Source organism: Knoellia locipacati, from assembly GCF_044791685.1.
GTDB lineage: Bacteria > Actinomycetota > Actinomycetes > Actinomycetales > Dermatophilaceae > Knoellia > Knoellia locipacati_A.
The window spans coordinates 695,643-719,821 of sequence record NZ_CP087730.1; the positions used below are offsets into that span (position 1 = coordinate 695,643).

20 protein-coding genes and 1 tRNA gene are annotated in these 24,179 nt (G+C 71.4%); 4 read left to right on the top strand and 17 right to left on the bottom strand.

Going from position 1 to position 24,179, the window contains the following annotated elements; translation table 11 throughout:
- Positions 1-90 precede the first annotated feature (90 nt).
- From LL946_RS03155 to LL946_RS03165, 3 genes are all read right to left on the bottom strand, one after another.
- Positions 91-777, bottom strand: a complete 687-nt coding sequence (locus LL946_RS03155; protein WP_404384705.1) for a TetR/AcrR family transcriptional regulator — start codon at positions 775-777, stop codon at positions 91-93.
- An 8-nt stretch (positions 778-785) separates the two neighbouring features.
- On the bottom strand, positions 786-2,234 hold the full coding sequence (locus LL946_RS03160) for a fatty acid desaturase (protein WP_404384707.1): 1,449 nt from the start codon (positions 2,232-2,234) through the stop codon (positions 786-788).
- A 173-nt stretch (positions 2,235-2,407) separates the two neighbouring features.
- Complete coding sequence (locus tag LL946_RS03165; RefSeq protein WP_404384709.1) at positions 2,408-3,784, bottom strand: cystathionine beta-synthase; 1,377 nt, start codon at positions 3,782-3,784, stop codon at positions 2,408-2,410.
- Positions 3,785-3,916: 132 nt separating this feature from the next.
- Between LL946_RS03165 and LL946_RS03170 the strand changes: the two genes are divergently transcribed.
- Positions 3,917-5,011 (top strand): SGNH/GDSL hydrolase family protein, encoded by a 1,095-nt coding sequence (locus tag LL946_RS03170; protein WP_404384711.1) that lies wholly within the window; start codon positions 3,917-3,919, stop codon positions 5,009-5,011.
- Here the strand turns inward: LL946_RS03170 and LL946_RS03175 are convergent.
- From LL946_RS03175 to LL946_RS03185, 3 genes are all read right to left on the bottom strand, one after another.
- Complete coding sequence (locus LL946_RS03175) at positions 4,952-5,212, bottom strand: hypothetical protein (protein WP_404384713.1); 261 nt, start codon at positions 5,210-5,212, stop codon at positions 4,952-4,954. The two genes, LL946_RS03170 and LL946_RS03175, sit on opposite strands and share 60 nt — an antisense overlap.
- Before the next feature lie 11 nt (positions 5,213-5,223).
- Positions 5,224-6,072 carry a Bax inhibitor-1/YccA family protein gene (locus LL946_RS03180; RefSeq protein WP_404384715.1) on the bottom strand — a complete coding sequence of 283 codons (849 nt, stop codon included), beginning with the start codon at positions 6,070-6,072 and terminating at the stop codon, positions 5,224-5,226.
- 133 nt (positions 6,073-6,205) lie between these two features.
- Positions 6,206-6,280 (bottom strand) — tRNA-Leu (locus LL946_RS03185).
- 123 nt (positions 6,281-6,403) lie between these two features.
- On the opposite strand from LL946_RS03185, the gene LL946_RS03190 reads away from it, so the two are divergent.
- On the top strand, positions 6,404-7,111 hold the full coding sequence (locus LL946_RS03190; protein WP_404384717.1) for a TetR/AcrR family transcriptional regulator: 708 nt from the start codon (positions 6,404-6,406) through the stop codon (positions 7,109-7,111).
- Here LL946_RS03190 and LL946_RS03195 read toward each other — a convergent pair.
- From LL946_RS03195 to eno, 4 genes are read right to left on the bottom strand one after another with little or no spacing between them, the layout of a single operon-like run.
- Positions 7,095-8,051: an exopolyphosphatase gene (locus LL946_RS03195; protein WP_404384719.1), complete on the bottom strand. Its 957-nt coding sequence runs from the start codon at positions 8,049-8,051 to the stop codon at positions 7,095-7,097. The two genes, LL946_RS03190 and LL946_RS03195, sit on opposite strands and share 17 nt — an antisense overlap.
- On the bottom strand, positions 8,048-8,569 hold the full coding sequence (locus tag LL946_RS03200; protein ID WP_404384721.1) for a DUF501 domain-containing protein: 522 nt from the start codon (positions 8,567-8,569) through the stop codon (positions 8,048-8,050). The genes LL946_RS03195 and LL946_RS03200 overlap by 4 nt, the downstream gene beginning before the upstream one ends.
- Positions 8,566-9,117: a septum formation initiator family protein gene (locus LL946_RS03205; protein ID WP_404384723.1), complete on the bottom strand. Its 552-nt coding sequence runs from the start codon at positions 9,115-9,117 to the stop codon at positions 8,566-8,568. The genes LL946_RS03200 and LL946_RS03205 overlap by 4 nt, the downstream gene beginning before the upstream one ends.
- Before the next feature lie 11 nt (positions 9,118-9,128).
- Positions 9,129-10,427 carry a phosphopyruvate hydratase gene (gene eno, locus LL946_RS03210; protein WP_404384725.1) on the bottom strand — a complete coding sequence of 433 codons (1,299 nt, stop codon included), beginning with the start codon at positions 10,425-10,427 and terminating at the stop codon, positions 9,129-9,131.
- A 278-nt stretch (positions 10,428-10,705) separates the two neighbouring features.
- Between eno and LL946_RS03215 the strand changes: the two genes are divergently transcribed.
- Positions 10,706-12,625, top strand: coding sequence for a multicopper oxidase family protein (locus LL946_RS03215; protein ID WP_404384727.1), 1,920 nt, complete (start codon positions 10,706-10,708; stop codon positions 12,623-12,625).
- Positions 12,626-12,627: 2 nt separating this feature from the next.
- Here LL946_RS03215 and LL946_RS03220 read toward each other — a convergent pair whose 3' ends face one another.
- The 4 genes from LL946_RS03220 to LL946_RS03235 all read right to left on the bottom strand — a co-directional run bounded on the left by LL946_RS03220 (position 12,628) and on the right by LL946_RS03235 (position 15,515).
- A complete protein-coding gene (locus LL946_RS03220; RefSeq protein WP_404384729.1) occupies positions 12,628-13,575 on the bottom strand; it encodes a pseudouridine-5'-phosphate glycosidase in 948 nt (315 codons plus the stop codon).
- Positions 13,572-14,735, bottom strand: a complete 1,164-nt coding sequence (locus tag LL946_RS03225) for a PfkB family carbohydrate kinase (RefSeq protein WP_404384731.1) — start codon at positions 14,733-14,735, stop codon at positions 13,572-13,574. Before LL946_RS03225 ends, LL946_RS03220 begins: the two co-directional genes overlap by 4 nt.
- A complete protein-coding gene (locus LL946_RS03230; protein WP_404384733.1) occupies positions 14,732-14,956 on the bottom strand; it encodes a hypothetical protein in 225 nt (74 codons plus the stop codon). Before LL946_RS03230 ends, LL946_RS03225 begins: the two co-directional genes overlap by 4 nt.
- 247 nt (positions 14,957-15,203) lie before the next feature.
- Entirely contained in the window at positions 15,204-15,515 is a 312-nt protein-coding gene (locus LL946_RS03235) for a hypothetical protein (protein WP_404384735.1), read from the bottom strand.
- Positions 15,516-15,664: 149 nt separating this feature from the next.
- On the opposite strand from LL946_RS03235, the gene LL946_RS03240 reads away from it, so the two are divergent.
- Complete coding sequence (locus LL946_RS03240) at positions 15,665-19,822, top strand: BTAD domain-containing putative transcriptional regulator (RefSeq protein ID WP_404384737.1); 4,158 nt, start codon at positions 15,665-15,667, stop codon at positions 19,820-19,822.
- A 27-nt stretch (positions 19,823-19,849) separates the two neighbouring features.
- Here LL946_RS03240 and LL946_RS03245 read toward each other — a convergent pair whose 3' ends face one another.
- The 3 genes from LL946_RS03245 to LL946_RS03255 all read right to left on the bottom strand — a co-directional run bounded on the left by LL946_RS03245 (position 19,850) and on the right by LL946_RS03255 (position 24,110).
- Positions 19,850-20,464: a hypothetical protein gene (locus LL946_RS03245; RefSeq protein WP_404384739.1), complete on the bottom strand. Its 615-nt coding sequence runs from the start codon at positions 20,462-20,464 to the stop codon at positions 19,850-19,852.
- 136 nt (positions 20,465-20,600) lie between these two features.
- Entirely contained in the window at positions 20,601-22,436 is a 1,836-nt protein-coding gene (locus tag LL946_RS03250; RefSeq protein ID WP_404384741.1) for a glycoside hydrolase family 3 protein, read from the bottom strand.
- 54 nt (positions 22,437-22,490) lie between these two features.
- Positions 22,491-24,110, bottom strand: coding sequence for a glucoamylase family protein (locus tag LL946_RS03255; RefSeq protein WP_404384743.1), 1,620 nt, complete (start codon positions 24,108-24,110; stop codon positions 22,491-22,493).
- Positions 24,111-24,179: the final 69 nt, after the last annotated feature.

The following is a 24,179-nucleotide window of genomic DNA, read 5'->3' on the forward strand; positions in this document are numbered from 1 at the left end:
CGTTCCTCTCGATGGGTATGCCGTCCGCCGACCCGAGCGGGCGCCCCCTGCCCCGCGCTGGCACAGCCGTGCGAGCCCAACTGTGCGGGCTCAGTCCCGCGGGTCAACGGTCCGCTCGACGAGCCAGGCGATGAGCTCGGCCGACTCCGCGGGCGTGCCGGAGGGACGGATGACGTGGCTGACGACGAGCCTCACGATCGTGTCGACCATGCCGCCGAGCCGGTGACCCTCGATGCCGTGGTCGTAGTCACCCAGCCGGAGCTCGATGACCACGGCCGCGGCGGCGGACAGCGAGGCCGAGTCGGTCGTGAGCAGCGGCAGCAGGCCGGTGTCGGCCCCCTCCGACGCGGACACGGCAGCACGCAGGAGCGGGTTGTCGGCCGCGCGCTCGAGCACCCGGCGGACCGCGTCGCGCGCCGCCGTCGGGAGGTCGTCCGGGTGGGCGTCGAAGCCCGCGTTGACCGCCTCGAGGAAGTGTCCGAGCTCCCACAGGACGAGTGACTCGGCGAGCTCGGCCTTGCCGCCGACCTCGTTGTAGACCGTCTGCCGGCTCACGCCGACACGCTCGGCGATCCGGCCCATCGTCACCGAGGACCAGCCGCCCTCGACGGTGAGCTCGGCGGCCGCCTCGACGATGCGTTCCCGCATGGCAGTGGTCACCGTCGCCGGGACGGTCTGCTCCGCCGGCGCCGCCTGCCCGTTCGCGGACGTCACAGCAGTCGCAGCCGCCTCGCTCCGCGTCGGCCGCGTCGTCCGCGTCGTCGTCCGGGTGCTCACCTCGCCCATCATGCCGCCCGCGGGTCCACCACCACGAAGTCCACCTTGTCGCGGACGCCGCAGTCGGGGCAGCACCAGTCGTCGGGGATCTGCGCCCACGCCGTACCTGCAGCGAACCCCTCGCGCTCCTCGCCGGCGACGACGTCGTAGGTGTAGCCACACCCGGGACAGCTCGCGGCGAGCACCTCGTCCGACGCCGCCCCGGCGCCGAGACCTTCCGCACCAACGGACCCTGCCGCCCCGCCCGCGCTCGCCCCCGCGACCCCGGCGCCGGGGACCGGGTACGCCGCGAGCACCTCGTCTCGCTTGCCCGGCTGGATGTTGGCCCGACCCATGTCACCGCCGTAGTGCGCGAGCACCCTCGGGTCCATGACCCGCCGCCAGACGGGCGGGAAGAGCGCGAGGACGATCATCCCGGCATACCCGGTCGGGAGCACCGGGGACTCCTCGTAGTCGCGCAGGGTCTGGTAGCGCCGGGTCGGGTTCGCGTGGTGGTCGCTGTGCCGCTGCAGGTGGTAGAGGAGGACGTTGGTTGCGATGTTGTTGGAGTTCCACGAGTGCGACGGGTCGACCCGCTCGTAGCGCTGCCGGTCGCCGTGGCCGACCTTCTGGCGCAGCATCCCGTAGTGCTCCATGTAGTTGACGACCTCGAGCAGCGAGAAGCCGACGACCGCCTGGACGACGAGGAACGGCAGGATCCCGACGCCGAGCCAGAGCAGGAGCGCGCCCCAGAGCACCGCCGACATGAGCCACGCGTTGAGGACGTCGTTGGAGAGCCGGAACGGGTGCTGCCTACGTCGCCCGATGCGTCGTGCCTCGAGCCGCCACGCGTTCTTGAGCGAACCCCAGACCGTGCGCGGCCAGAACGCGTAGAAGCTCTCACCCACCCGGCTCGACGCCGGGTCCTCGGGGGTGGCGACGCGCACGTGGTGGCCGCGGTTGTGCTCGATGTAGAAGTGCCCGTAGAAGCTCTGCGCGAGCGCGACCTTGCTCAGCCACCGCTCGTTCTGCTCGCGCTTGTGGCCGAGCTCGTGGGCGGTGTTGATCCCGATGCCGCCGATGCAGCCGATCGAGACCGCGAGGCCGACCTTCTGCCCGAGGCTGAGCTCCCACGGGCTCGACCCCGACACGACCCACATCGCGCCGACGAACCCGGCGTACTGGATCGGCAGGTAGAGGTAGGTGATCCAGCGGTACCAGCGGTCCTGCTCGAGTGCCTCGATGAGGTCGTCCGGGGGGTTCGAGCGGTCGAGGCCGGCGACGAGGTCGATGGCCGGGACGATGCCCAGGACGACGATCGGCCCGAGCCAGAACCACACCGACCAGCCGGTCGCCAGCCACCCGCCCATGCCCACGAAGGCCAGCGAGGGCACGACGAGCCCGATGAGCCAGAGGTGGCGTTTCGGGTCACGCCACTGCTGCGTCGAGCCGCTCGGGACGGTTGCGTTCATCGCCATGGGTCCTGGCCTCCTTGCCGGGGTCACTTGACAAACCACTATGACTTGTCAAGTACCAAGTTGGCAAGGAGTAACCAGACCTTTCGTGCACCCGAGGAACGACGAAGGCGGGGTATGCCGGGAGCACGGGCTCCCGGCATACCCCGCCTCTCGACGTGGCTGGGCGGTGAAGGTCAGTCGACGAGGTGACCCAGGAGGTCGGCCCGGGTGAGGACGCCGACCGGCTTGCCGTCGTCGATGACGAGCACGGCGTCGGCGGTCTCGAGCTCGTGGCGCGCGGTCGCGACCGGCTCGCCGGCGCCGACCAGGGGCAGGCCCTTGCCCATGTGCTTCTCGACCGAGTCATGCAGCGTCGCCTTGCCGACGAAGAGCAGTTCGAGCAGCTCGCGCTCGCTCACCGAGCCAGCGACCTCACCGGTCATGACGGGCGGCTCGGCCTTGACGACCGGCATCTGCGAGACGCCGTACTCGCGCAGGATCTCGATGGCGTCGCGGATCGTCTCGTTGGGGTGGGTGTGGACCAGGGCCGGCAGGTCGCCGGTCTTGGCGCGCAGCACCTTGCCGACGGTCGCATCGGCGTCGGAGTCCATGAAGCCGTAGGAGCTCATCCAGTCGTCGCTGAAGATCTTGGACATGTAGCCGCGGCCCGAGTCGGGCAGGAGGACAACGACGACGGCCTCGGCCGGCAGGTCCTTGGCGACCTCGAGCGCGGCGACGACGGCCATGCCGCAGGAGCCGCCCACGAGGAGGCCCTCCTCGCGGGCGAGGCGGCGGGTCATCGCGAAGGAGTCCGCGTCGGAGACGGCGACGATGCGGTCGACGACCTCGGGGTCGTAGGCGCTCGGCCAGAAGTCCTCGCCGACGCCCTCGACGAGGTAGGGGCGACCCGTGCCGCCGGAGTAGACCGAGCCCTCGGGGTCGGCACCGATGATCTGGACGCGACCACCCTCTCGGGTCTCGCTCTGCTCGCGCAGGTAGCGGCCGGTGCCGGTGATCGTGCCGCCGGTGCCGACGCCGGCCACGAAGTGGGTCAGCTCGCCGTCGGTGTCGCGCCAGATCTCGGGACCGGTGGTCTCGTAGTGCGAGGCGGGGCCGTTGGGGTTGGAGTACTGGTCCGGCTTCCACGCGCCCCCGGTCTCGCGCACGAGGCGGTCCGAGGTGGAGTAGTAGGAGTCCGGGTGGTCCGGCGAGACGGCGGTGGGGCACACGACGACCTCGGCGCCGTAGGCCTTGAGGACGTTGCGCTTGTCCTCGCTCACCTTGTCGGGGCACACGAAGATGCACTTGTAGCCCTTGCGCTGGGCGACGAGGGCGAGGCCGACACCGGTGTTGCCGCTCGTCGGCTCGACGATGGTGCCGCCCGGCTTGAGGGCACCCGACTCCTCGGCCGCCTCCACCATCTTGAGGGCGATGCGGTCCTTCACGGAGCCGCCGGGGTTCATGTACTCGACCTTGGCCAGGACGGTCGCGGCGATCCCGTCGGTGACGGAGTTCAGCTTCACGAGCGGGGTGTTGCCCACGAGGTCGACGATGTGCTCGGCATACTTCATGGCCCCATCCTCCCACCTCCGCTGCGGCGCCCCGAACGGTGACGACCCGGCCTCGGTATGCCGGGTCCGCACCCGGCCGTCGCTGCCGTCGGTTAGCGTGGCCTGACGGTTCGAGGAGGGTGAGCAGACGTCATGGGACGCGCACGGCGAGCACGAAAGATCGCAGCCACGGCGGCATACGGCGGTGGCGGCCTGGCCGCGGCGAGCGCCGCGCTGGGCGCGGTCGGCTACGCCGTCATCAAGGGCGAGGCCAAGCTCGCGCGCCGCATCGTCGGCACGCCGTTCGACTCCTCCCCCGACGACGACGGGACCTACGGCGCCGGGCCGGGCGAGCCGATCGAGATCCTCGTCCTCGGCGACTCCAGCGCCGCAGGCATGGGTGCGCGCCACCCGCACGAGACCGTGGGCGGCATCGTCGCCAGCGGCGTGAGCGCCCTCATGGGCCGCCGCGTCCACCTGACGAACTGCGCGGTCGTAGGCGCCGAGTCGAGCGACCTCGAGCGCCAGCTCGCCCAGGGCCTCGAGTCGGTGACACCCGATGTCGTCGTCATCATGGTCGGGGCCAACGACGTCACCCACCGGGTCGACCGGGCCACCGCGGTGCGCCACCTCGAGGTCACGGTGCGGCGGATCCGGGCGCTCGGCGGCGAGGTCGTCGTGGGCACCTGCCCCGACCTCGGCACCATCGAGCCGCTGGCTCAGCCCCTGCGACTGCTCGCCCGGCGGTGGAGCCGCGACCTGGCCGCTGCCCAGACCATCGCCGTGGTCGAGGCCGGCGGGCGCACCGTCTCGCTCGGCGACCTCCTCGGGCAGGAGTTCGCGGCCTCGCCCCGGGAGATGTTCAGCGAGGACCGCTTCCACCCGTCCCCGGCCGGCTACGCGAGGGCTGCGGCCGCGCTGCTGCCGTCGGTCTGCGCAGCCCTGGGCGTCTGGGGCCACGACACCGCCGACCGGGCCCCCGAGGCCCGTCGCGGCGAGGGCGTCGGCCCGGTGGCGGTGGCGGCAGGACAGGCCGTCAAGGATGCCGGCACCGAGGTCGCCCCGACCGAGGTCGGGGGGCAGGCGCGAGGTCCCCGAGGGCGCTGGGCCGTGCTCCTGAGGCGTCGCCACGACGCGGTGCCGACGGCCCGCAACCCCGAGCCGGACCCCGACACCGACGCGGAACCGTCAGGGGATACGGCGGCGAAGGTCGGCGAGGCGGTCGGTGAGCTCGGGGACTCCCGCTGAGGCGGCGTCCCACACGAGCACGCGCAGCTGGTCGATGAGCACGGCCGGTCCGAGGTCGGGCACCGGCTGACCTGCGGTGACGTCGGCGAGGTCCTGGACGACCTCGCGCACGGCCCCGGATGCGGCGAGCGCGCGGTCCGCGGGCAACTCACGCCACCGACGGACCACGCGCTCGAGCTCCCGAGACACCTCATCGGGCAAGCGGTGCATGGTCACTCACGCATGCGGGCGAACAGGCGCAGGAACTCGATGTAGAGCCACACGACGGTGACGATGAGGCCGTGCGCGAGGAGCCAGCTGTACTTCTGCGGGGCGCCTGTCGCGATGGCCCGGTCGATCATGTCGAAGTCGAGCGCGAGGGAGACGGAGGCGAGACCCACCGCGAAGAGCGAGATGAGAATGCCGGTCGTGCCCCCGATTCCGAAGATGTCGCCGGTGAACATCGGGAGGACGAGGTAGTTGACCAGCGCGAAGATCGCGTAGCCGATGACCATCATCGTGACGATGCGACGGAACTTGTCGGTGACCTTGATGAGTCCGGTCTTGTAGGCGAGGAACATCCCCGTGAACACCGCGACGGTCGCCAGGGCGGCAGTCGGGACGACACCGTCCCACCGGTTCTCGAAGAACTGAGAGATCGCGCCGACGAAGACACCTTCGACGACGGCGTACCCGACGATGAGCGGCACGCTCAGGGTCTTCTTGAAGGCAATGACGAGGCCGAGGATGAGCATCGGGACCCAGGCCATGACGAAGAGGAAGCCGAGCGTCTCGCTCTGGGCCGCGCCGTACCAGCCGACGGCGCCGAAGGTGAGCACGAGGGCGAAGAGGCCCAGGGTCTTCATGATGACGTCGTCCATCGTCACGCGACCGGTGTCGACCGGTCCGGCGGACGGCTGGTTGTACATGTCCTGGAGCTGCTGCTGCGAGCCCCACGTGTCGGTGGCGCCCTGCTGGGCGTACGAGGCGTTGCCGGGGTCGGCGCTGCCGCGGCCCCCGAAGCCGGCGTAGCCGGACTGGGCGTCCTTCTCGAGTCGGTTGAAGGCCGGGTTGCTGGCCATCGTGTCCTCCGTAGGTCTGGCGCTGCGGCGATCCGCGGCGTCGTACACCTATTCAATCGTGCCGGGGGCCGCTGGTGTTCCCGCGGCACGGTCACCTGTGGACAACGATGCGACCGTCCGCGGAGCCTGTGAGTGCCCCCGACGGGACTCGAACCCGCACCGGGAGCGATTTTAAGTCGCCTGCCTCTGCCAGTTGGGCCACGGGGGCGGACTCACCCTATGCGTTTGCGCAGGCCACTCGCCCGCTCACGCGAACCGCCGGAAGCCTTCGGATACGGCGGGTAGGCTCGCAGAGTCTCCTGGCAGCACCCAGATCGGATCCCCTCATCGCATGACCTCCACGGACAGCACGACACCCGCCACTGCTTCGGCTCGCCGCCGTGGGCCCGCCAAGGGCACGCCGCGCGCACCTCGGATGACCCGCGACGAGCGCGAGCGCCAGCTGCTCGACGTGGCCGAGGCCGTCTTCGCCGACCACGGCTACCAGGACACGACGATGGAGCTCATCGCCGCCGAGGCCGGCATCACCAAGCCGGTCATCTACGACCACTTCGGCTCCAAGGAGAACCTCCTTGTCGCGGTCGTCGCCCGGGCCCGTGAGGACCTGCTCACCTCGACCAAGACCGCGCTCGACGCCATCCCGCCGCACTCCCCTGTCGAGGACTACTTCCGCGCGGGTGTGCGCTCGTTCATGGAGTTCTTCGAGCGTCGCCGGGGCAGCTTCCGGGTCTACATGCAGGAGTCGGCCGTCGCGGTCGTCGCCGGCCAGGACATCGAGATGGTGCGCCAGGCCCAGGCGCGGGACATCGCCGAGCGGTTCGGGGACATCCCGCAGATCGCCGAGTACCCCCTGCCCTACCGCGAGGCCATGGCGGAGATCATGATCGCCACCAACGAGCGGGTGGCGGGCTGGCGCCTGCGCAACCCCGAGATCACCCTGGACATGGCCGTCGAGATCGTCATGGCGGTCCTCTGGAACGGCTTCCGCTCCTACACCGCCGAGTCGGTGCCCGAGGTGGACGTCAGCCCACGCAGCTGAGCGCGATCCCGTCGAGGATGTCGTGCTCGGAGGTGACGACCTGCGCCTCGGGCGACCGCTCGAGCACCCGCCCGAGCACCTCGTGCCAGATGAGCGCTCCGGCGCCGATGACGTCGGCGCGGCCGGGGTGCATGAAGCCGAGCGCGGCGCGCTCCGCCGTCGTCAGGTGGAGCAGGCTCTGCGATGCCTCACGGTGCGCTGCCGGCGTCAGGGTCGCGAGGTGGATCCGGGCGGGGTCGTATGCCGTGAGCCCCAGGACGTGCGCCGTGACCGTCGTGATGCTGCCGGCCAACCCGACGACGGTGGCGATGCCGTCGAGGTCGACGACCTCCTGGGCACGGTCGAGGGCAGTGTCGATGTCCACCGTCGCCGCCGCGACCTCGGCGTCGGTCGGCGGGTCGCTCGTGAGGTGGCGTTCGCTGATCCGGACGCAGCCGACGTCGACCGAGCGGGCACCGTCGACGTGTGTCGTGCCGCGCACGAGCTCGGTCGAGCCGCCACCGAGGTCGACCACGAGGAAGGGGCCGGGCACACCCGTCGCGACGAGGTCGCCGGTCGCCCCGGTGAACGAGAGGTTGGCCTCGACGTCGCCGCTCACGACCTCCGGTGAGACATCGAATCCCGTTGCGGCAAAGGCACTTTCGACCCCTGCGACGAACTCTGCCGCGTTGCGGGCGTCACGTGAGGCCGAGGTGGCGACGAAGCGCACACGTTCGACGGAGTGCTCGCGGCACTGGACGGCATACTCGCGGGTCTGGGCGAGCGTGCGCTCCATGGCGACGGGATCGATGACCCCGGTGCGGTCGACGCCGTAGCCGAGCCGGACGACCTCGGTGCGACGCACCACGTCCTCAAGGACACCCAGCTCGTCGACGTCGGCGATGAGCAGGCGGATCGAGTTGGTGCCGCAGTCGACCGCGCCGACGCGGGTGGTGCTCACGAGCCCTCGACCAGCTCGGTGCAGGGGTGGCTGGCCCACCAGTCGGGCAGCATCTCGAGGGCCTCGTCGCCGAGCGGGTTGACGCCCTCGCCGACGGACAGCGAGTGGGCGACGAGGACGTGGAGGCACTTGACGCGGTCGGGCATGCCACCGGCGCTGATGCCGTCGATCTCCTCGACCTGGCCCAGCTCGGCCCGGCGCGCGAGGTAGTCGTCGTGCGCCGCGGCGTAGCGCTGCGCGAGCTCGGCGTCCTCACCGAGGCGCTCGGTCATCTCGCGCATGACACCCTGCGACTCGAGCGTGCTGATCGCGCCGGTGAGCCGGGGGCAGGTGGCGTAGAAGGACGTCGGAAACGGCGTGCCGTCGGGCAGGCGCGGCAGGGTGCGCAGGACGTCGGGCTCCCCGCACGGGCACCGGTGCGACACCTCGACGACGCCACGCGGGATGCGACCGAGCTGGCGCTCGACGGCGTCGAGGTCCTCCTGGGCGACCGACGTCGGGTCGGGGGCGGCGTTCACCGGCGGTTGGCGGGCACGTCGGCCGCCTGCATCGAGGACCAGATGGTGTCGTACCAGGGCCCGGTGGACTTCGGACTGTGCGCGATCGACCCGGTGGTGTCACGCACCTCGGGGTCGATGACGGTGTAGCTCTTCTCGCCGACCTTGACGAACTTGAGGCGGGTGCGGGCCTGCTGCTCGACGTAGGCGGGGTCCTCCCACCGCGCCTGCTCGGTCTGGAGCTCCTCGACCGTGACCTTCTGCTGGGCGACCTTGTCGCGCATGGCGCTGATGTCGGACTTCTGCTGGACGTAGGCCCGCAGCGTGGGGGCCACGAGGACGACGAGGAAGAGCAGCACGACGCCGAAGGCGACGCGGCGCACCGTGCGGCGGTTGCCGCGGGCCGCGGTGAGCCGGCCGCGCCAGCTCGCCGCGGCGATCGCGGCGGCCCTGCCCGAGCCGGGCTGGGCCGCCCCGGCGGCGCGGGTGGCGCGGGCACGCGAGGTGGGTCGCGAGGACGCCGGACGTCGAGGTGACGATCCGGGTCCGCGGCTGCTCCCGCGTGCCATGCGCTCCCGCCTCAGCCCTGGCGCGCCGCGAAGCGCGGGAAGGCAGCGGCGCCGGCGTACTCGGCGGCGTCGTCGAGCTCCTCCTCGATGCGCAGCAGCTGGTTGTACTTGGCGACGCGCTCGGACCGCGCCGGGGCGCCGGTCTTGATCTGGCCGCAGTTGGTGGCGACCGCGAGGTCGGCGATCGTCGTGTCCTCGGTCTCGCCCGAACGGTGGCTCATCATGCAGCGGAAGCCCGCGCGCTGGGCCATCTCGACGGCGTCAAGGGTCTCGGTGAGCGTGCCGATCTGGTTGACCTTGACGAGCAGCGCGTTGGCGGTGCCGGTCTCGATGCCGCGGGCGAGGCGCTCGGGGTTGGTGACGAAGAGGTCGTCACCGACGAGCTGGACCGTGGTGCCGAGGCGGTCGGTCATGGCCTTCCAGCCGTCCCAGTCGTCCTCGTTGAGCGGGTCCTCGATGGAGACCAGCGGGTAGGCGTCGACGAGCTCGGCGTAGTAGTCGACCATCTCGGCCGCCGACTTCTTGCCGCCCTCGAACGCATAGGAGCCACCGTCGGCCTCGTCGTAGAACTCGCTGGCCGCGACGTCGAGCGCGAGCGCGATCTGCTCGCCCGCCGTGTAGCCGGCCTTCTCGATCGCCTCGAGGATGAGGTCGAGCGCGGCGCGGTTGCTCTCGAGGTTGGGCGCGAAGCCGCCCTCGTCGCCGAGGCCGGTCGCCAGGCCCTTCTCCTTGAGGACGGCCTTGAGCGCGTGGTAGACCTCGGCGCCCCAGCGCAGGGCCTCGCGGAAGGTCTCGGCGCCGATCGGCGCGATCATGAACTCCTGGATGTCGACGTTGGAGTCGGCGTGGGAGCCACCGTTGAGGATGTTGAGCATCGGCACGGGCAGCACGCGCGCGTTGGGCCCGCCGAGGTAGCGGAACAGCGGGAGCCCGGCGGACTCGGCGGCGGCCTTGGCGACGGCCAGGCTCACGCCGAGGATCGCGTTGGCGCCGACCTTCTCCTTGTTCTTGGAGCCGTCGATGGCGATCATCTCGGCGTCGATGAGGCGCTGGTCGTGGGCCTCGAAGCCGAGGAGCTTGGGGCCCAGCTCGTCGATGACCGCGTCGACGGCCTTCTCGACACCCTTGCCGAGGTAGCGGTTCTTGTCGCCGTCGCGGCGCTCGGAGGCCTCGAAGGCGCCGGTCGAGGCGCCACTGGGCACGGCCGCACGAGCGATGGTGCCGTCGTCGAGGGCGACCTCGACCTCGACGGTGGGGTTGCCTCGTGAGTCGAGGATCTCGCGTGCGCCGACGGCGTCGATGCTGGCCACTGGTTCTCCTGAGGTGGGGGCGAAAGGGGTGCTTCTGGTCTCGGCTCCGAGCCTAGCCCGTGGGCGGCGCGCCCAGACCGACCGACCCGCTCCCCGGACGGGAGCACTGGGGGTGCGGGCCCGCGAGCCCTGGGTGGGCGCCCGGGTGGGCGGGCGGCATACGGTCCGCAGTGCCCAGAGCGGGCTGATCCCGGCGGGCGATGGACACCCCGTGCCCTCCTACGCAGAGTAGTAGGAGGCTCCACTCCAGCGGAGCCTCGAGGTGAGGACGTGGCCCGATGCCCCAGATCGCCAGACGCACGGTCCTCGCAGGTGGCGCGGGCGGCGCCGCTGGCCTCTTCCTCGGCGGCCTCCCCGCGGCCCTCGCAGCACCGCTGTCCGGGCCGCCCCTGCTGGACCCGTCGAGCATCCCGAAGTACGTGAGCCCGCTGCTCGTCCCTCCCGCCATGCCGGTCACGTCCTCCGGTGCCGTGGACCGCTACGTCCTCGGACTGCGGCAGATCCGCCAGCAGGTGCTGCCGCGGGGTATGCCGGCCACGACCGTCTGGGCGTACGGGTCCGAGAGCGCGAGCGGCACCCACAACGCCCCGTCGCTCACGATCGAGGCCACCGCAGGCCGGCCGGTCGAGGTCACCTGGGTCAACCGCCTCGTCAGCGGCACGTCCGGTCGTCCCCTGCCACACCTGCTCCCCGTCGACCCGACCCTGCACTGGGCCAACCCCGGTGGCGGCGAGGACGGGCGCGACGGCCACCCGACCTTCACCGCGACTCCCGGCCCCTACCTCGGTCCGGTGCCGATGGTCGTCCACCTCCACGGCGGCCACTCCGACGAGGAGAGCGACGGCTACCCCGAGGCGTGGTTCCTCCCCGACACCCGCGGCATCCCGGACGGGTACGCCCACGTCGGCACGCACTACGACCGCATGGCGACGGCCTGGGCGGAGCGGCACGGCGGCGAGTGGGCGCCCGGGACCCAGCGCGCGCACTACGGCAACGACCAGGCCGCGGGCACGCTGTGGTTCCACGACCACACCCTCGGGATCACGCGGCTCAACGTGTATGCCGGGCCTGCCGGGTTCTTCCTCCTGCGCGGCGGTGAGCACGACCTCGAGCCGGGCGTGCTCCCCCACCGCAGTGCGGACGGCTCCACGGCATACGAGATCCCGCTGGCGATCCAGGACCGCTCCTTCCGCCGTGACGGCAGCCTGTTCTACCCGGACACGCGGGAGTTCTTCGACGGGTTCGCCGGTCCGTACGTGCCGCACTCCGACATCGCGCCGATCTGGAACCCGGAGTTCTTCGGCAGCGTGATGATGGTCAACGGCCGGACCTGGCCGGCGCACCGCGTCGAGCGCCGCCGCTACCGGCTCCGGCTGCTCAACGGGTGCAACTCTCGCTTCCTCGTTCTCGCGCTGGTGACCGACCCGATGGCGCGTCCGACCTCACCCGCGGTGCCGTTCTGGCAGGTGGGCGGCGACGGTGGCTTCCTGCCCCGGCCGGTCGCGATGGAGCGCCTGCTGCTCGGGCCGGCCGAACGGGCGGACGTCGTCGTCGACTTCACCGACCTGCCCAGCGGGACCCGGGTCCACCTCGTCAACGAGGCCCCCGACGAGCCCTTCGGTGGCGGCCAGCCGGAGGAGGACTTCGAGTGGGCCGACCCCAGCACGACCGGCCAGGTCATGGCCTTCACCGTCGTCGACCGCGTGGGGCCGGAGACGAGCACGCCACCCGAGCAGCTGGCGCTCCCCGCACCACCGCCCGCGCCCGCCGCAGTGCGCACTCGACGGCTCGCCCTGCTCGAGGCGGACTCGGAGGTGCTCGCCGACGTGGGGCCGCGGGCCGCCTTCCTCGGGACGATGGACGGTGCGGTCGCGGTGCCGCTGGCGTGGGACGACGAGGTGACCGAGACGCCCTCGCTCGGAGACACCGAGGTGTGGGAGCTCCACAACGACACTGCGGACGCCCACCCGATCCACGTCCACCTCGTGCAGTTCTCGGTGGTCGACCGCCAGGCAGCCGGCGAGTCCGCACGCGCACCGGAGCCGAACGAGTCGGGACCCAAGGACACGGTCATCGCCTACCCCGGCGAGGTCACCCGGATCCGCGCCCGTTTCGACAAGCCCGGCCTCTTCGTGTGGCACTGCCACATCCTCGAGCACGAGGACCACGAGATGATGCGGCCCTTCCGGGTGGAGTGACCTCAGGCGTCGGGGCTCGGGCTCGCGAGCGCGGCGTAGGCCGTGGCGAGGGCCGCGCCGAGCCGGGCGTTGTGGCGCACGAGGGCGATGTTGGTGTCGAGGCTGCGGCCGTCGGAGAGCTCGACGATGCGGCCGAGGAGGAACGGCGTGATGTCCTTGCCGATGATCCCGCGCTCGTCGCACTCGGCCACGGCGCGGTCGATGAGCTCCGAGATCTCGTCGGGGGTCATCTCGTCCTCGTCGGGCACGGGGTTGGCCACGGCGATGCCGCCGCGCAACCCGAGGTCCCACTTGACGCGCATCATCTCGGCGAGCTCCTCGACGGTGTCGCTGCGCATCGGCGAGGTGAAGCCGGACGAGCGCGAGTAGAACGACGGGAAATCCTCCGAGCCCACGGTCACGACCGGAACGCCGAGCGTCTCGAGGACCTCGAGGGTGCGGCCGATGTCGAGGATCGACTTCACGCCGGCGGAGACGACGGCGACGTCGGTCTGGCTCAGCTCGGTGAGGTCGGCCGAGACGTCCATCGAGTCCTCGGCACCGCGGTGCACCCCGCCGAGGCCACCGGTGACGAAGACGCGTATGCCGGCCAGCGCGGCCAGGCGCATCGTGCTCGCGACCGTCGTGGCCCCGTGCCGCTTGGTCGCCATGACGTGCGGGAGGTCGCGCAGGCTGACCTTGGCGACGTTCTCGTGGGTGGCGAGCAGCTCGAGCTCGTCGGCGGAGAGCCCGATGCGCGCGACCCCGTCGAGGACGGCGATGGTGGCCGGCGTGGCTCCGCCGTCACGGACGATCTGCTCGACCTCGCGTGCCATCTCGACGTTGCGCGGGTAGGGCATGCCGTGGCTGATGATCGTCGACTCGAGCGCGACGACGGGGCGGCCGGCGGAGAGTGCCTCGGCGACCTCCGGTGCGAGGGCGAGGGCGGGGTGCGGGGTGGCGCTGCTCATGGGGTTCCTTGCGAGGTGAGGCGCCCGGTGACGAGCGCGTGGGTGAGGTCGGGGCGGACGGTGTGGACGGACTCGGTCGTCAGGGCTGCCGTGGCCTGACCGAAGGCGGCGGCGGCGACGGCGTCGTCGTCGCGCAGGAGGGCGTGGACGAAGCCGGCGGTCATCGAGTCGCCGGCGCCGGTGACGTCGACGACGTCGGTGCTGATGGTCGTGTCGGTCGTGACGGCGGGGCGGGCGGTGCCGCCTGCACCACCGGCGCCAGCACCACCCGGCTCGGCGGCCGAGGAGAGCAGGCTTCCCCGGGCGCCGCGCCGCACCCACACGTGACGGACGCCCAGGGCGTGGAGCTCGGCAGCCGCCCTGCTGATCGCGGGGACCGTGTCGGCCACCTCGCGGTCGACGAGGGCGGCGAGCTCGGCGATGTTGGGCGTGACGGCGAGGACGGGTCGGGTCGGGACGAAGAGCGGACGCAGGCGCCGCGCCTTGACCACGGACACCGGCTCGACGACGACGGGGACGCCGGCGGTCGTCGCCACGTCGGCGAGCCACGAGGCGACGACGAGCGGGATGTTGCCGTCGACCACGAGCAGGTCACAGTGCTGGACCAGTGCCCGCGCCGGTTCGACGTCCGCGACGGTGAGGGCATCGGTCGCACTCATGTCCGACACGGCCACGGCCAGGTCGCCCTCGTGGTCGAGGACGGCCAGGTAGGTCCCGGTGGGGCGCGGCCCCACGACGACGTGGTCGAGGCTCACGCCGGCGCTGCGGGTGTGGGTGAGGAGCTCCTCGCCGAACGAGTCGGTGCCGACGGCCGCGACGAGCTGGGTCGAGGTGCCGAGGCGGGCGAGGTTCTCGGCGATGTTGCGGCCCACTCCCCCGGGGTTGGTGGCCACCTCGCCGGGGTTGCTCGTCGCGCGGTCGAGCCGGGCTGTCGAGCGGGCCTTGACGTCCATGACGGCTCCGCCCACCACGACGACCCCTGCTTCGGCGCGCACGACGTAGCCGCGACCGAGGATCGCGCCCTTGCGGGTGAGGTTCGACAGGGCCACCGAGACGGCAGCCCTGGTCGTGCCCAGACGATCGGCGAGACCCGCTGCGTCGAGCAGCGGGTCGGCGCGCAGCTGGCTCAGGATGGCGCGCTCCTGCGGCGTGAGTTTCACATTGAGAATGTAAGCACTACTTGTATTTGTAAGTCAACGCCCACGTCCGGGTCCGAGTAGACGTCGTGGACACCGTGCATCGTGGCGATCTCCTCGAAGTCATGGCCCGGTTCGAAGGTGACCGAACCCGAGTCGTGCAGGACGACTCCGTCGCGCGGTTCCGTGGCCAGGTAGATCGCCCCTCTCCCGGTGAGGGTCCGGGAGGAGAGGTCCCCCGGCACGGCATACACGTAGTGGCGGTTCCCGTCCGACGCTTCATGGTGGGCGTCCTCTCAACTGCCGTAAGGGCGCCCGGAACCGTGGATGGTTCGCCGGTACCGAGCAGACCTGCGACCGGTATCAGGGGGGAGTGACGGCCGCGACCCGTCACGGTCGTCGCTGCCGTCACGGTCGTCACCACGCTCGGGAGGGCCCGGTCCCCCTGCGGACCGGGCCCTCCTCGCGCTGGTGCTGGGTAGCGCGCTGTCGTCACGCGGGGTGGACGGCGTGCCGGTGGCTGCGGCGGGAGGCGACGGCGAGTCCGGCACCCGCGAGTGCGATGCCGGCCAGGACGCCCGCACCGAGCTGGAACATCTCCAGCGCGTCGTCGTCGAGGGTGACGGCGGTCGTGGGGCCGGTGGTGGTCCCACCCTCGTAGCAGTCGATCTGGCAGGTCCACTCCTGCTGGGCGCCGTTGCCGGGGTCCGGCCGGGCACTGGCGGGGCCGGCGACCGAGAAGGCGAGGATCCCGGTGGCACCGGCAACGGTGAGACCCCGGCGGAAGCTGGTGGTGTGCGACATGGCGTGGTCCTTTCGTGACCGGTGGTGGATGTCGGACAGGTCGTCCGGATGCAGTTGTCGCACGGGCCGGTACCAGGTGGTCATCGGGGCGGTATCAGCCCGGTATCAGGGCTATTGACCGACCCGAGGGCCGGCTCCACAGTCGACCCATGCGCATCGCGCTGCTCGGCTCGCTCCAGGTCGACGAAGGACAGACGGCCCTCAGTCCTCGCGACCGGGTGATCCTGCTCGCCCTCGCCTCCCGGCCGGGTGCCGAGCTGAGCACCGAGACGCTGGCCGAGACGCTGTGGGGCGACGAGCTCCCGGACAGCTGGCAGAAGGTCGTGCAGGGGTGCGTCTCCCGGCTGCGCAAGGCTCTCGGACCGGGAGCCGTCGAGACCACCGCCCACGGCTACCGCCTCACGCTCCACCGGGAGGAGATGGACCACGCGCAGTTCGAGCACCTGCTCGCCCGGGCCCGTCAGCTGCTCGCCGACGACGAGCCGGAGCGGGCGCTCTTCGTCACCGAACAGGCTCGGCAACTGTGGCGTGGCGAGCCGTTCACCGACCTCGCCGACTGGGGACCCGGACGCGTGGAGTCCGAACGGCTCGTCGAGCTGTGGCGTGACGCCGAGGACCTGCACGCGGAGGCAGCACTGCGGGCAGGGCGCCACCGCGACGTCCTCGCCGACGTCAGTCGCCTTGTGGCCGAGCAGCCGACCCGTGAACGTCGCTGGGGGCTGCTCGCCCTCGCGCAGTACCAGGACGGGCGGCAGGGCGATGCCCTCCAGACCCTGCACCACGCGAAGCAGACCCTGGTCAACGAGCTCGGGCTCGACCCCGGGCCCGAGCTGGCCGAGCTGGAACGAGCCATCCTCAGGCAGGACCCGAACCTCACGGCCGCCTCCGCGGCCCTGGAGCCGAAGCACACCGACTGCCCGTACCTCGGGCTCCTCGCCTACGACATCTCCGACGCCGCGACCTTCTTCGGACGCGAGTCGGACGTGTCGGCGTGCCTGCGCCGCTTGGGCGAGTCGGGCGTCGTGGCCATCCTCGGGCCGTCGGGATGCGGGAAGTCGTCGCTGGCCCGGGCAGGTGTCGGCGCGGCGCTCGAGCGCGACGGACGACGGGTCCTCGTGATGACACCCGGCACCCACCCGGCCAGGACGCTCGCCCAGCTCGACGTGCGGCCCCGGGACGTGCTCGTCGTCGACCAGTGCGAGGAGGCGCTGTCCCTGGCACCGGACTCGCCGGAGAGAACGGGCTTCGTCGACGCCGTGGTCGCTTTCGCCGAAGCAGGACAGGGCCAGCTCGTCCTGTCGATGCGTGCCGACCGGCTCGGCGAGCTGTCCGGCCATCCCGAGCTCGCCCGGATCGTGGAGTCCGGCCTCTACCTTCTCGGACCCATGTCGGAGGAGGACCTCAGGCGCGCCATCGAGGGGCCGGCGCACCAGGCGGGCCTCCGCCTCGAGCCCGGCCTCACAGACGTACTCCTGCGCGAGGTCTCGGGTGAGCCCGCTGCACTGCCGCTGCTCTCCCACGTGCTCCGCCAGACGTGGCGCCACCGGGAGGGCGCCACGCTCACCGTGGAGGGATACGCGCAGACCGGCGGCGTGAGGGAGGCGGTGTCGCAGTCCGCGGAGGGCCTCTTCCGCAAGCTGGACGCCTCGGGCCAGGCCATCGTCCGCGAGCTGATGCTCCGGCTCGTCTCGCCCGACGAGGGCGGCGACCCCGTGCGGACCCGCGTCTCGCGTCGGGCGGTGACGGGGGACGCCGCTCACGCGGACCTGGTCGAGCAGCTCGTCTCGGCTCGCCTCCTCGCCAGCGACGGAGACACCATCGAGATCGCGCACGAGTCGCTCGCCATCGCCTGGCCACGGTTGCAGTCCTGGCTCGACGAGGACGTCGACGGGCTCCGGATCATGCGCCACATCTCCGTCACGGCAGAGAGCTGGGACGAGCTGGGCCGCCCCGACAGCGAGCTCTACCGGGGCACCCGCCAGGCCAGGGCAGCCGAGTGGCAGGCACGGGCCGCACCTGCACTCACCGCGGAGGAGCGGGCCTTCCTCGCCGCCTCGGCCGACCTCGCCGAGCGCGAGCAACAAGCCACCGAGGAGCAGGTCCACCGGGAACGCCGCCTCAACCAGCGGCTGCGGCTCGGACTGGCTGCGACGGCGGCGTTGCTCGCCGTCGCCATCATCCTCGGCACCGTCGCCAAGGCCAACGGCGACCGCGCCGACCGACAGTCACTCACGGCAGACGCCCGCCGCCTCGGCGCCGAGGCCCTGCGCATCGAAGACCTCGACCAGTCGCTGCTCCTCGCTGCTGCCGGCGTCGCCCTCGACGACTCGACCGAGACCCGCAACTACCTGCTCGACACCCTTGGCCGGGGCCCGGCACTCACCGGCACAGCGCGCACGCCCGGCGACATCTTCAGCATGGACGTCAACCCCGTAACGGGCCAGGTCATCAGCAGCGCCTTCGGCTCGACCACTCTCTTCCATGACGGTGCGACGCTGCGGCTCCAAAAGCAAGAGGCTGGGACCCCCCGCGCGGTCGGCGTCACCGCGAGCCCGGATGGCCGGCGCTATGCCATGACGCCATGGCCCGGACTCGTTCAGGAACGGAAGGAACCCGCGGTCATCCTCCTCGACGCCGAAGGCGCTCGGGCTACCCAACAGCTCGGGGGAATCCCCGACGGCTACTTCGGATACCAGGACATTGGGTTCAGCCCGAACGGTCGCTGGCTCGCTGTGAGCCTTCGACCGTTCGAACGTGATGCCGACTGGCGCACGCTTGTCTGGGACCTCGACGCACCGAGTCGGCCTGTCGCCGTCGTACCCGTCCACGCCTGGAACCCGGCTGTCAGTGCTGACGGGAAGGCGCTCTACGCCATCACCGATGGTGAGCTACAGGTGTCACCCCTGCCGACCGGCCCAGTCCGCCGGGTCACCGCCCCCGATCTGGAGGTCCGCACGCTCGAGGGTGGTCTTGCCCTCAGTCCCGACGGATCGACCCTGGCAGTCGGCGCCGGCATCGAGTCGGTCCTCGTCGACCGGGCCACGCTCACTCCGAAGCACTACCTGTCCGGCCAGGGGTGGACTGACGGTCTGGACTTCTCGCCCGACGGTACGAAGGTCGCCGCCAGCGGGGACCGGCTCCTCGTCTGGGACATCAGCGACGCCGAACCCCGAGAGATCCTTCTCCAGGATTCGCCGACCAGCGCGGTTGCCTTCGGCCCGGACGGCAGGACAGTCTTCACGGCGCACCTGGCCCTGGTCGAGGCGTGGGATCTCACGGGTCGACGGCGGTTCCTCGTCCAACACCCTGCACGTGACATCGGCTGGACGAACCCCGCGGTGCGATGGTCGCCCGACCGCTCGAAACTCGGCTTTGCGAGTGTCGGGCCGAACTTCCGGACACTGGACGTTGCGACGGGTGCGTTGACCCCGGTCGTGGCGGCGGACATGGAGCAGCGCAACTTCCTCGACTTCGCGTGGAGTCCCGACAGCTCGACCGTCACCATCTCGAGCGGCGCTCCGGTCGTGAAGCTCTGGGAGGCAGTCACCGGAGAGGTACTCGCCGAGCATCGGATCGGACCGCCTGGCTCCGCCGAGGGTGCGGTGTGGGGGTGGTTCAGCTCCGACGGGACAGTGCTGCTCGTCGGCACGACGACCGGCCGACTTCACGTCCTCGATGCCAAGACCCTGCGGCCCACACGTGACCCCATCCACGTTTACGAGCCGTCCTCGGACAGGACAACTCGCGATGTCGGCGGCTTCTTCACAGGCGGCGACGGGCACACGGTCTACCTCACGGACCGCATCGTCGACTACGGCAGCGGCACCGTGCGTCCCTACCCGGACCACCTCGGGGTGCAGCTTCAGGAAGTCTTCCCATCACCCGACGGCACCACGCTGTTCGTCGACACCGTCGAGTCCGGCACGGGCGTGCTCGATGTCGAGTCGATGTCGTGGATCTCCCGGCCGAACCCGTCCCAGCCCAGGCTGGTCGGGGGTCAGGGTGCGTTCAGCCGAGACGGCACGCTCTTCGCCAGCATCAGTGACGACGGCGCACTCAGTTTTTGGGACGGCAGGACGGGCCGACTACAGGCCTCTGTGCCATTGGACGCACGCGGGTCGCCCTCGTTCTCCGCGGACAGTTCCACACTCAGTGTCGCCAGCCCGGACGGTTCAATGGTGGAGTGGAATCTCGACCCAGACTCCTGGATCACGACCGCCTGCCGGCTTGCGGGTCGTGAGCTCACCGAGGCGGAGTGGCGCACCTACCTGCCGGACCGTCCGTTCACCCGGACCTGCACGGGCTGACCCGGGCACAGGACCTGCCCGTCGCTGTCACCAGAGGTCGGCCGTGCGGAACTGCCCTTCCGACCCCTCGAAGACCACAACGATGCGCAGGTTCTCGACCCCGTCGCCACCGTCGCAGATCGTCGTGACGTCCGTGGCCACCCGGGCGGTGTCGGGACAGGTGACGTCCTCGTAGTAGAAGTCGCCGCCGTCCTCGAGCGCGTCGGCGAGCACCACCCCGCTCACACCTCCATCCGGCTCGACCACGACCCGGCCGGAGGGCGGCCCCATGAACCCGTCCTCCTCCATGAACCCGCCACCCATGGCGAGCCCGAAGAAGAGCATGGGGATGACCGTCACCGCGATGACCGTGAGACACGCACCCGCGAGGGCGCCGAGGAAGCCCGCCAGCACCGGGCTGAAGCCCTGCCGCTGGGGCGCGGCGGCCGGCACACCCAGGTATGCCGCTGGGCCGGCATACGGGTTCGGCGCACCCTGCCCGGGAGGGCCGGCATACGGGTTCGGCGCACCCTGCCCGGGAGGGCCGGCATACGGGTTCGGCGCGCCCTGGCCGGGAGGGCCGGCATACGGGTTCGGCGCACCCTGGCCGGGTGGGCCCTGGTGCGGGCCGGGGCCGGCGGGCGGTGGGTAGTGCTGCGACAACGGAGCTCCTCGGAACACGGGGTGGCTCAGGCTCCCACACCGGGCCACGTCGTTGCGGACGAACCACGCCGTCGTGACCGGACGGTGCCCTGTGCCGCCCTACCGGTCTACGGTGCGGACCGCTCGTGGCGAGGGTTCAGATCGTCAACCCGTGACCGAACGCGAACAACGGGTCGTCGTACCCGGGAACGTCCTCGGCATGGGACCGGACCTGGTCCATCGAGCGGGGAAGGTCGAAGGGAAGCCGGCCGCGGGGAGCGATGCGACCGGTGAGCGCGTCGAGCAGGGCCTCGTCGCTCGTGCCGTAGCTGCCGACGACGGCAGCGGCCAGGGGCATGAGTGGTGTGAGGACGGCAGGGCGGTCCAGGGTGACGTCGACGACGAGCGGGCAGGCCGCGGCGACCCGGGCCAGCCGCGCGACGAGGCCGGGCGGGAAGTCGAGGGGCCCCTGGTGGAACCACGCCTCGAGGAAGAGGTCGGAGCGCGGCTCGAACGGGGCGCCCAGCCGGACGATGGCGAGATCGGCCTCCTCCGGGCTGTCGACCGGTGTGCCGTGACGGCCCACGACCTCCGGGGCGACGTTCTCGGCATAGATCCGCAGGCCGGTGGCGAGAGGCAGGGCCGGGGCAGGGTGCCCCCCGTTGCTCAGGACGGTGACCGATCCCGCCTGAGCCGCGTAGCCGGCCTCGCGGAAGTCGGCGCGACCGACGGTGCCGGCCGCTGCGTCCTCGTCGACATAGGGGTCGTCGAACAGGCCCAGCCGGAACTTGACGAGCAGCAGGCGGCGCGCCGACTCGTCGATGCGCTCCTCGCTGACTCGACCCCGGGCCACGAGGTCGAGGAGGACCTCGACGCACTCCTCGCCGCCGAACTGGTCGGCACCGGCCTCGAGGATGAGCTCCATCCGGCCGGGCGGGTCGAGGTGCTCCACCCCCCAGGCGCGCGCGGGCAGGACCTGGTCCCCGACGTGGTTGTCGTTGACGAGCTCCCAGTCGGTGACGACGACGCCGTCGTACCCGAGCTGGTCACGCAGCATGCCGGTGACCACCTGCTTGTTGTAGCCGAAGCCGACCTCCTCGATGGCCTCGCCGTCGACCACGAGGCCGATAGGCATCCCGTAGTACGGCATGATCGCGGCCGTTCCGGCGGCGATCACGGCCGGGAAGGGCGCGAGGTGGTCGGCGAAGCGCCCGCCCGGGTAGACCTGCTCGCGACCGTAGGGGAAGTGGGCGTCCTCGCCGTCCTTCTGCGGCCCGCCCCCGGGGAAGTGCTTCGAGGTGCAGGCGACGCTCCCCGGTCCGAGCGAGTCCTGCTGGAACCCGGCGAGGTAGGCGACGGAGAGCTCGGTGACGAGAGCCGGGTCCTGGCCGAAGGTGCCGGCCTGGCGAGCCCAGCGCGGCTCGGTCGCCAGGTCCAGCGTGGGGTGCAGGGCCGCCCGGATCCCGACGGCGACGTACTCCTGACGGGCGATGTCGGCGAACTCGCGCACCGCCGGGGCGTCGCGCAGCGCCGCGAGCCCGAGGGGCTCGGGCCACTGCGAGAACGCCGCCGCGGTGAACGAGACGCCCGCGTTCTCGATGAACGCGTGCCGTGGGTCCGTGGAGACGGTCACGGGTATGCCGTGTGGCGTCCGCGCGGCCATCTCCTGGAGGGCGTTGTGCCACCGCGCTGCCATCCGTGGGTCCTCGAGGACGTGCACGTTGAAGTGGGTGAGGTGCTTGTCGAGGACGACCGTGCTCGTGGCCGACTTGCTGATCCGGCCCGAGGCCTCGACCAAGGTGCCGTCGGCCCCCGCCTCGATGACGGTCTGGAACATCAGCCCGACCTTCTCCTCGAGGGACAGACGGGAGAGGAGGTCGTCCGCGCGGGTTCCCGGATCGAGCCGGGGGTCCTCGTAGACGTCCATCACGCCGTTGCCGTTGAGGTCGCGGTACTCCACGCCCTCCGTGCTCGTCGCCCTCAGCTCGTCCACTGCCATCTCCTCGTCCGTCCGTCCCGTCGTCACCTCAGACCACCCCGCCCCGGGTCACCCGTCGACACCGGCGCCGAACTCCTCGATGCCGATCACCGGCCGCAGGGCGGCCTCGACGTCCGGGGTGCTGAAGGCCCGGCGGAGCACGTCCTTGGCGAGCACGTTGCCGAGGGCGCCCATGACCATCGCCTGGTCGAGCGAGAGGTAGCGGCGCGCGATCGTGCCGTCGATCGCCACCGCGTCGAAGAAGCCGCCCTCGCCGTAGGCCTCGAGCTGCTGCTCGATCCGCAGGAGGTTCGCCGTGGCCTGGCCCCGCTCGTACATCATCGCGAGGAAGGAGGCATGCGGCGTCACGACACCGGTCTTGAAGTCCGGGTTGGGGTTGGTGGCCTTGCGGCACTCCCCGAAGCCGACGTCGTAGTTGGTGTTCTCCTGATCCGAGAAGTACCCCTCGGGGTTCATCCCGAGGGCGTCGACGCCGTACTCGCGGTACCCGCCGGCCGGGTTGCTCGAGGGCGAGAAGCCCCAGTAGCCGTACTCGGCCTCCTCGAGGCCGTGCTCCCGCTCGGCCCGCACGTGGAGTGGGTGGTTGACGCCCCAGCTGCGCGGCGCCCACGTCTCCTCGGGGACGAACACCGCGGGCATGAGCTCCTCGAACATGCTGCCGCCCCAGCCGGGCACGATGCGCATGCCGCGGTAGGTGTAGGCGCCCTCGTAGACCGGGATCCCGAGGTAGGTGCGGGTCACGCCGACCGGCTGCATCTCGTGCCAGGACCAGTCGCAGGTCGCCGGGAAGGTGCGCCACGGGGCGAAGTAGTGCCTGGCCGGGACCTGCCCGGTGAGGATGCCGAGGTAGCTCGTGATCCGCGTCTCGGAGACGATCGTGTCGTAGTGGTGGGTCGTCAGCCAGACGTCGCCGCCACCGATGTGCGTGCCGCGGTAGACACCCCCCGGGCGGTCGTGGTCGAAGACGTAGAAGCCACCGTGCATGAGCCCGCCGGTGCGCACGACCGGGTGCCCGTCCTTGCCGTCACCGGGGTTGTAGAAGGCGTCCCACCGCATGCGGTCGAAGATCTCACCGGCCAGCGGGCCCGCCACGGCATCCGAGTTCTTCACGACGAGCAGGGCTGCGCCGAGCCACCCGCTGTCGACGCTCGAGACGAACGGGTGGACAGTCGTCCCGTTGGTGGGCCAGATGAGCACCGGCTCACCGGTGGCCTCGTCGTACCAGTTGTAGTACATCCCGCTCGGCTCGTGGTGCTCCATACCCTTCAGGGTGGTGAGCGTGCGCACGAGCCGGGCCCGCGCGTCGGCCGCGGTGATGATGCCGAGCTCGCGGGCGACGACGGTGGACCAGAGGTAGCCGCCGATGTTCGTCGGCGACGTGTAGCCGGACCGGTCACCAGCGGCGAGCGACTCAGGGATGTTGTCGGCGGGCAGGCCCGTCGCGGGGACGGTCATCGCGTCGAGGCTGTGCCACGTGTCCGAGGCCCACCGGTGCAGGCGTGAGTTCGGCATCCGGCTCGCTGCCGCGGCGGGCGACGTGGGCCCCGGACGCGCGGAGCGGGCCTGGGCCGGCGGGGCGAGGCCGAAGGCCGCCAGAGCAGCGGCGCCTCCGACGACGACGGCGCGACGGTTGGGCGTGCGGTCGATGGGGCTGGTCGGGTCGGTCATGGGAACTCCATTCCTGGTCACCGCGTCGTTGCGGCTCGTTCGGGCGTGCTGGAGGTGGATCGGTTCCGG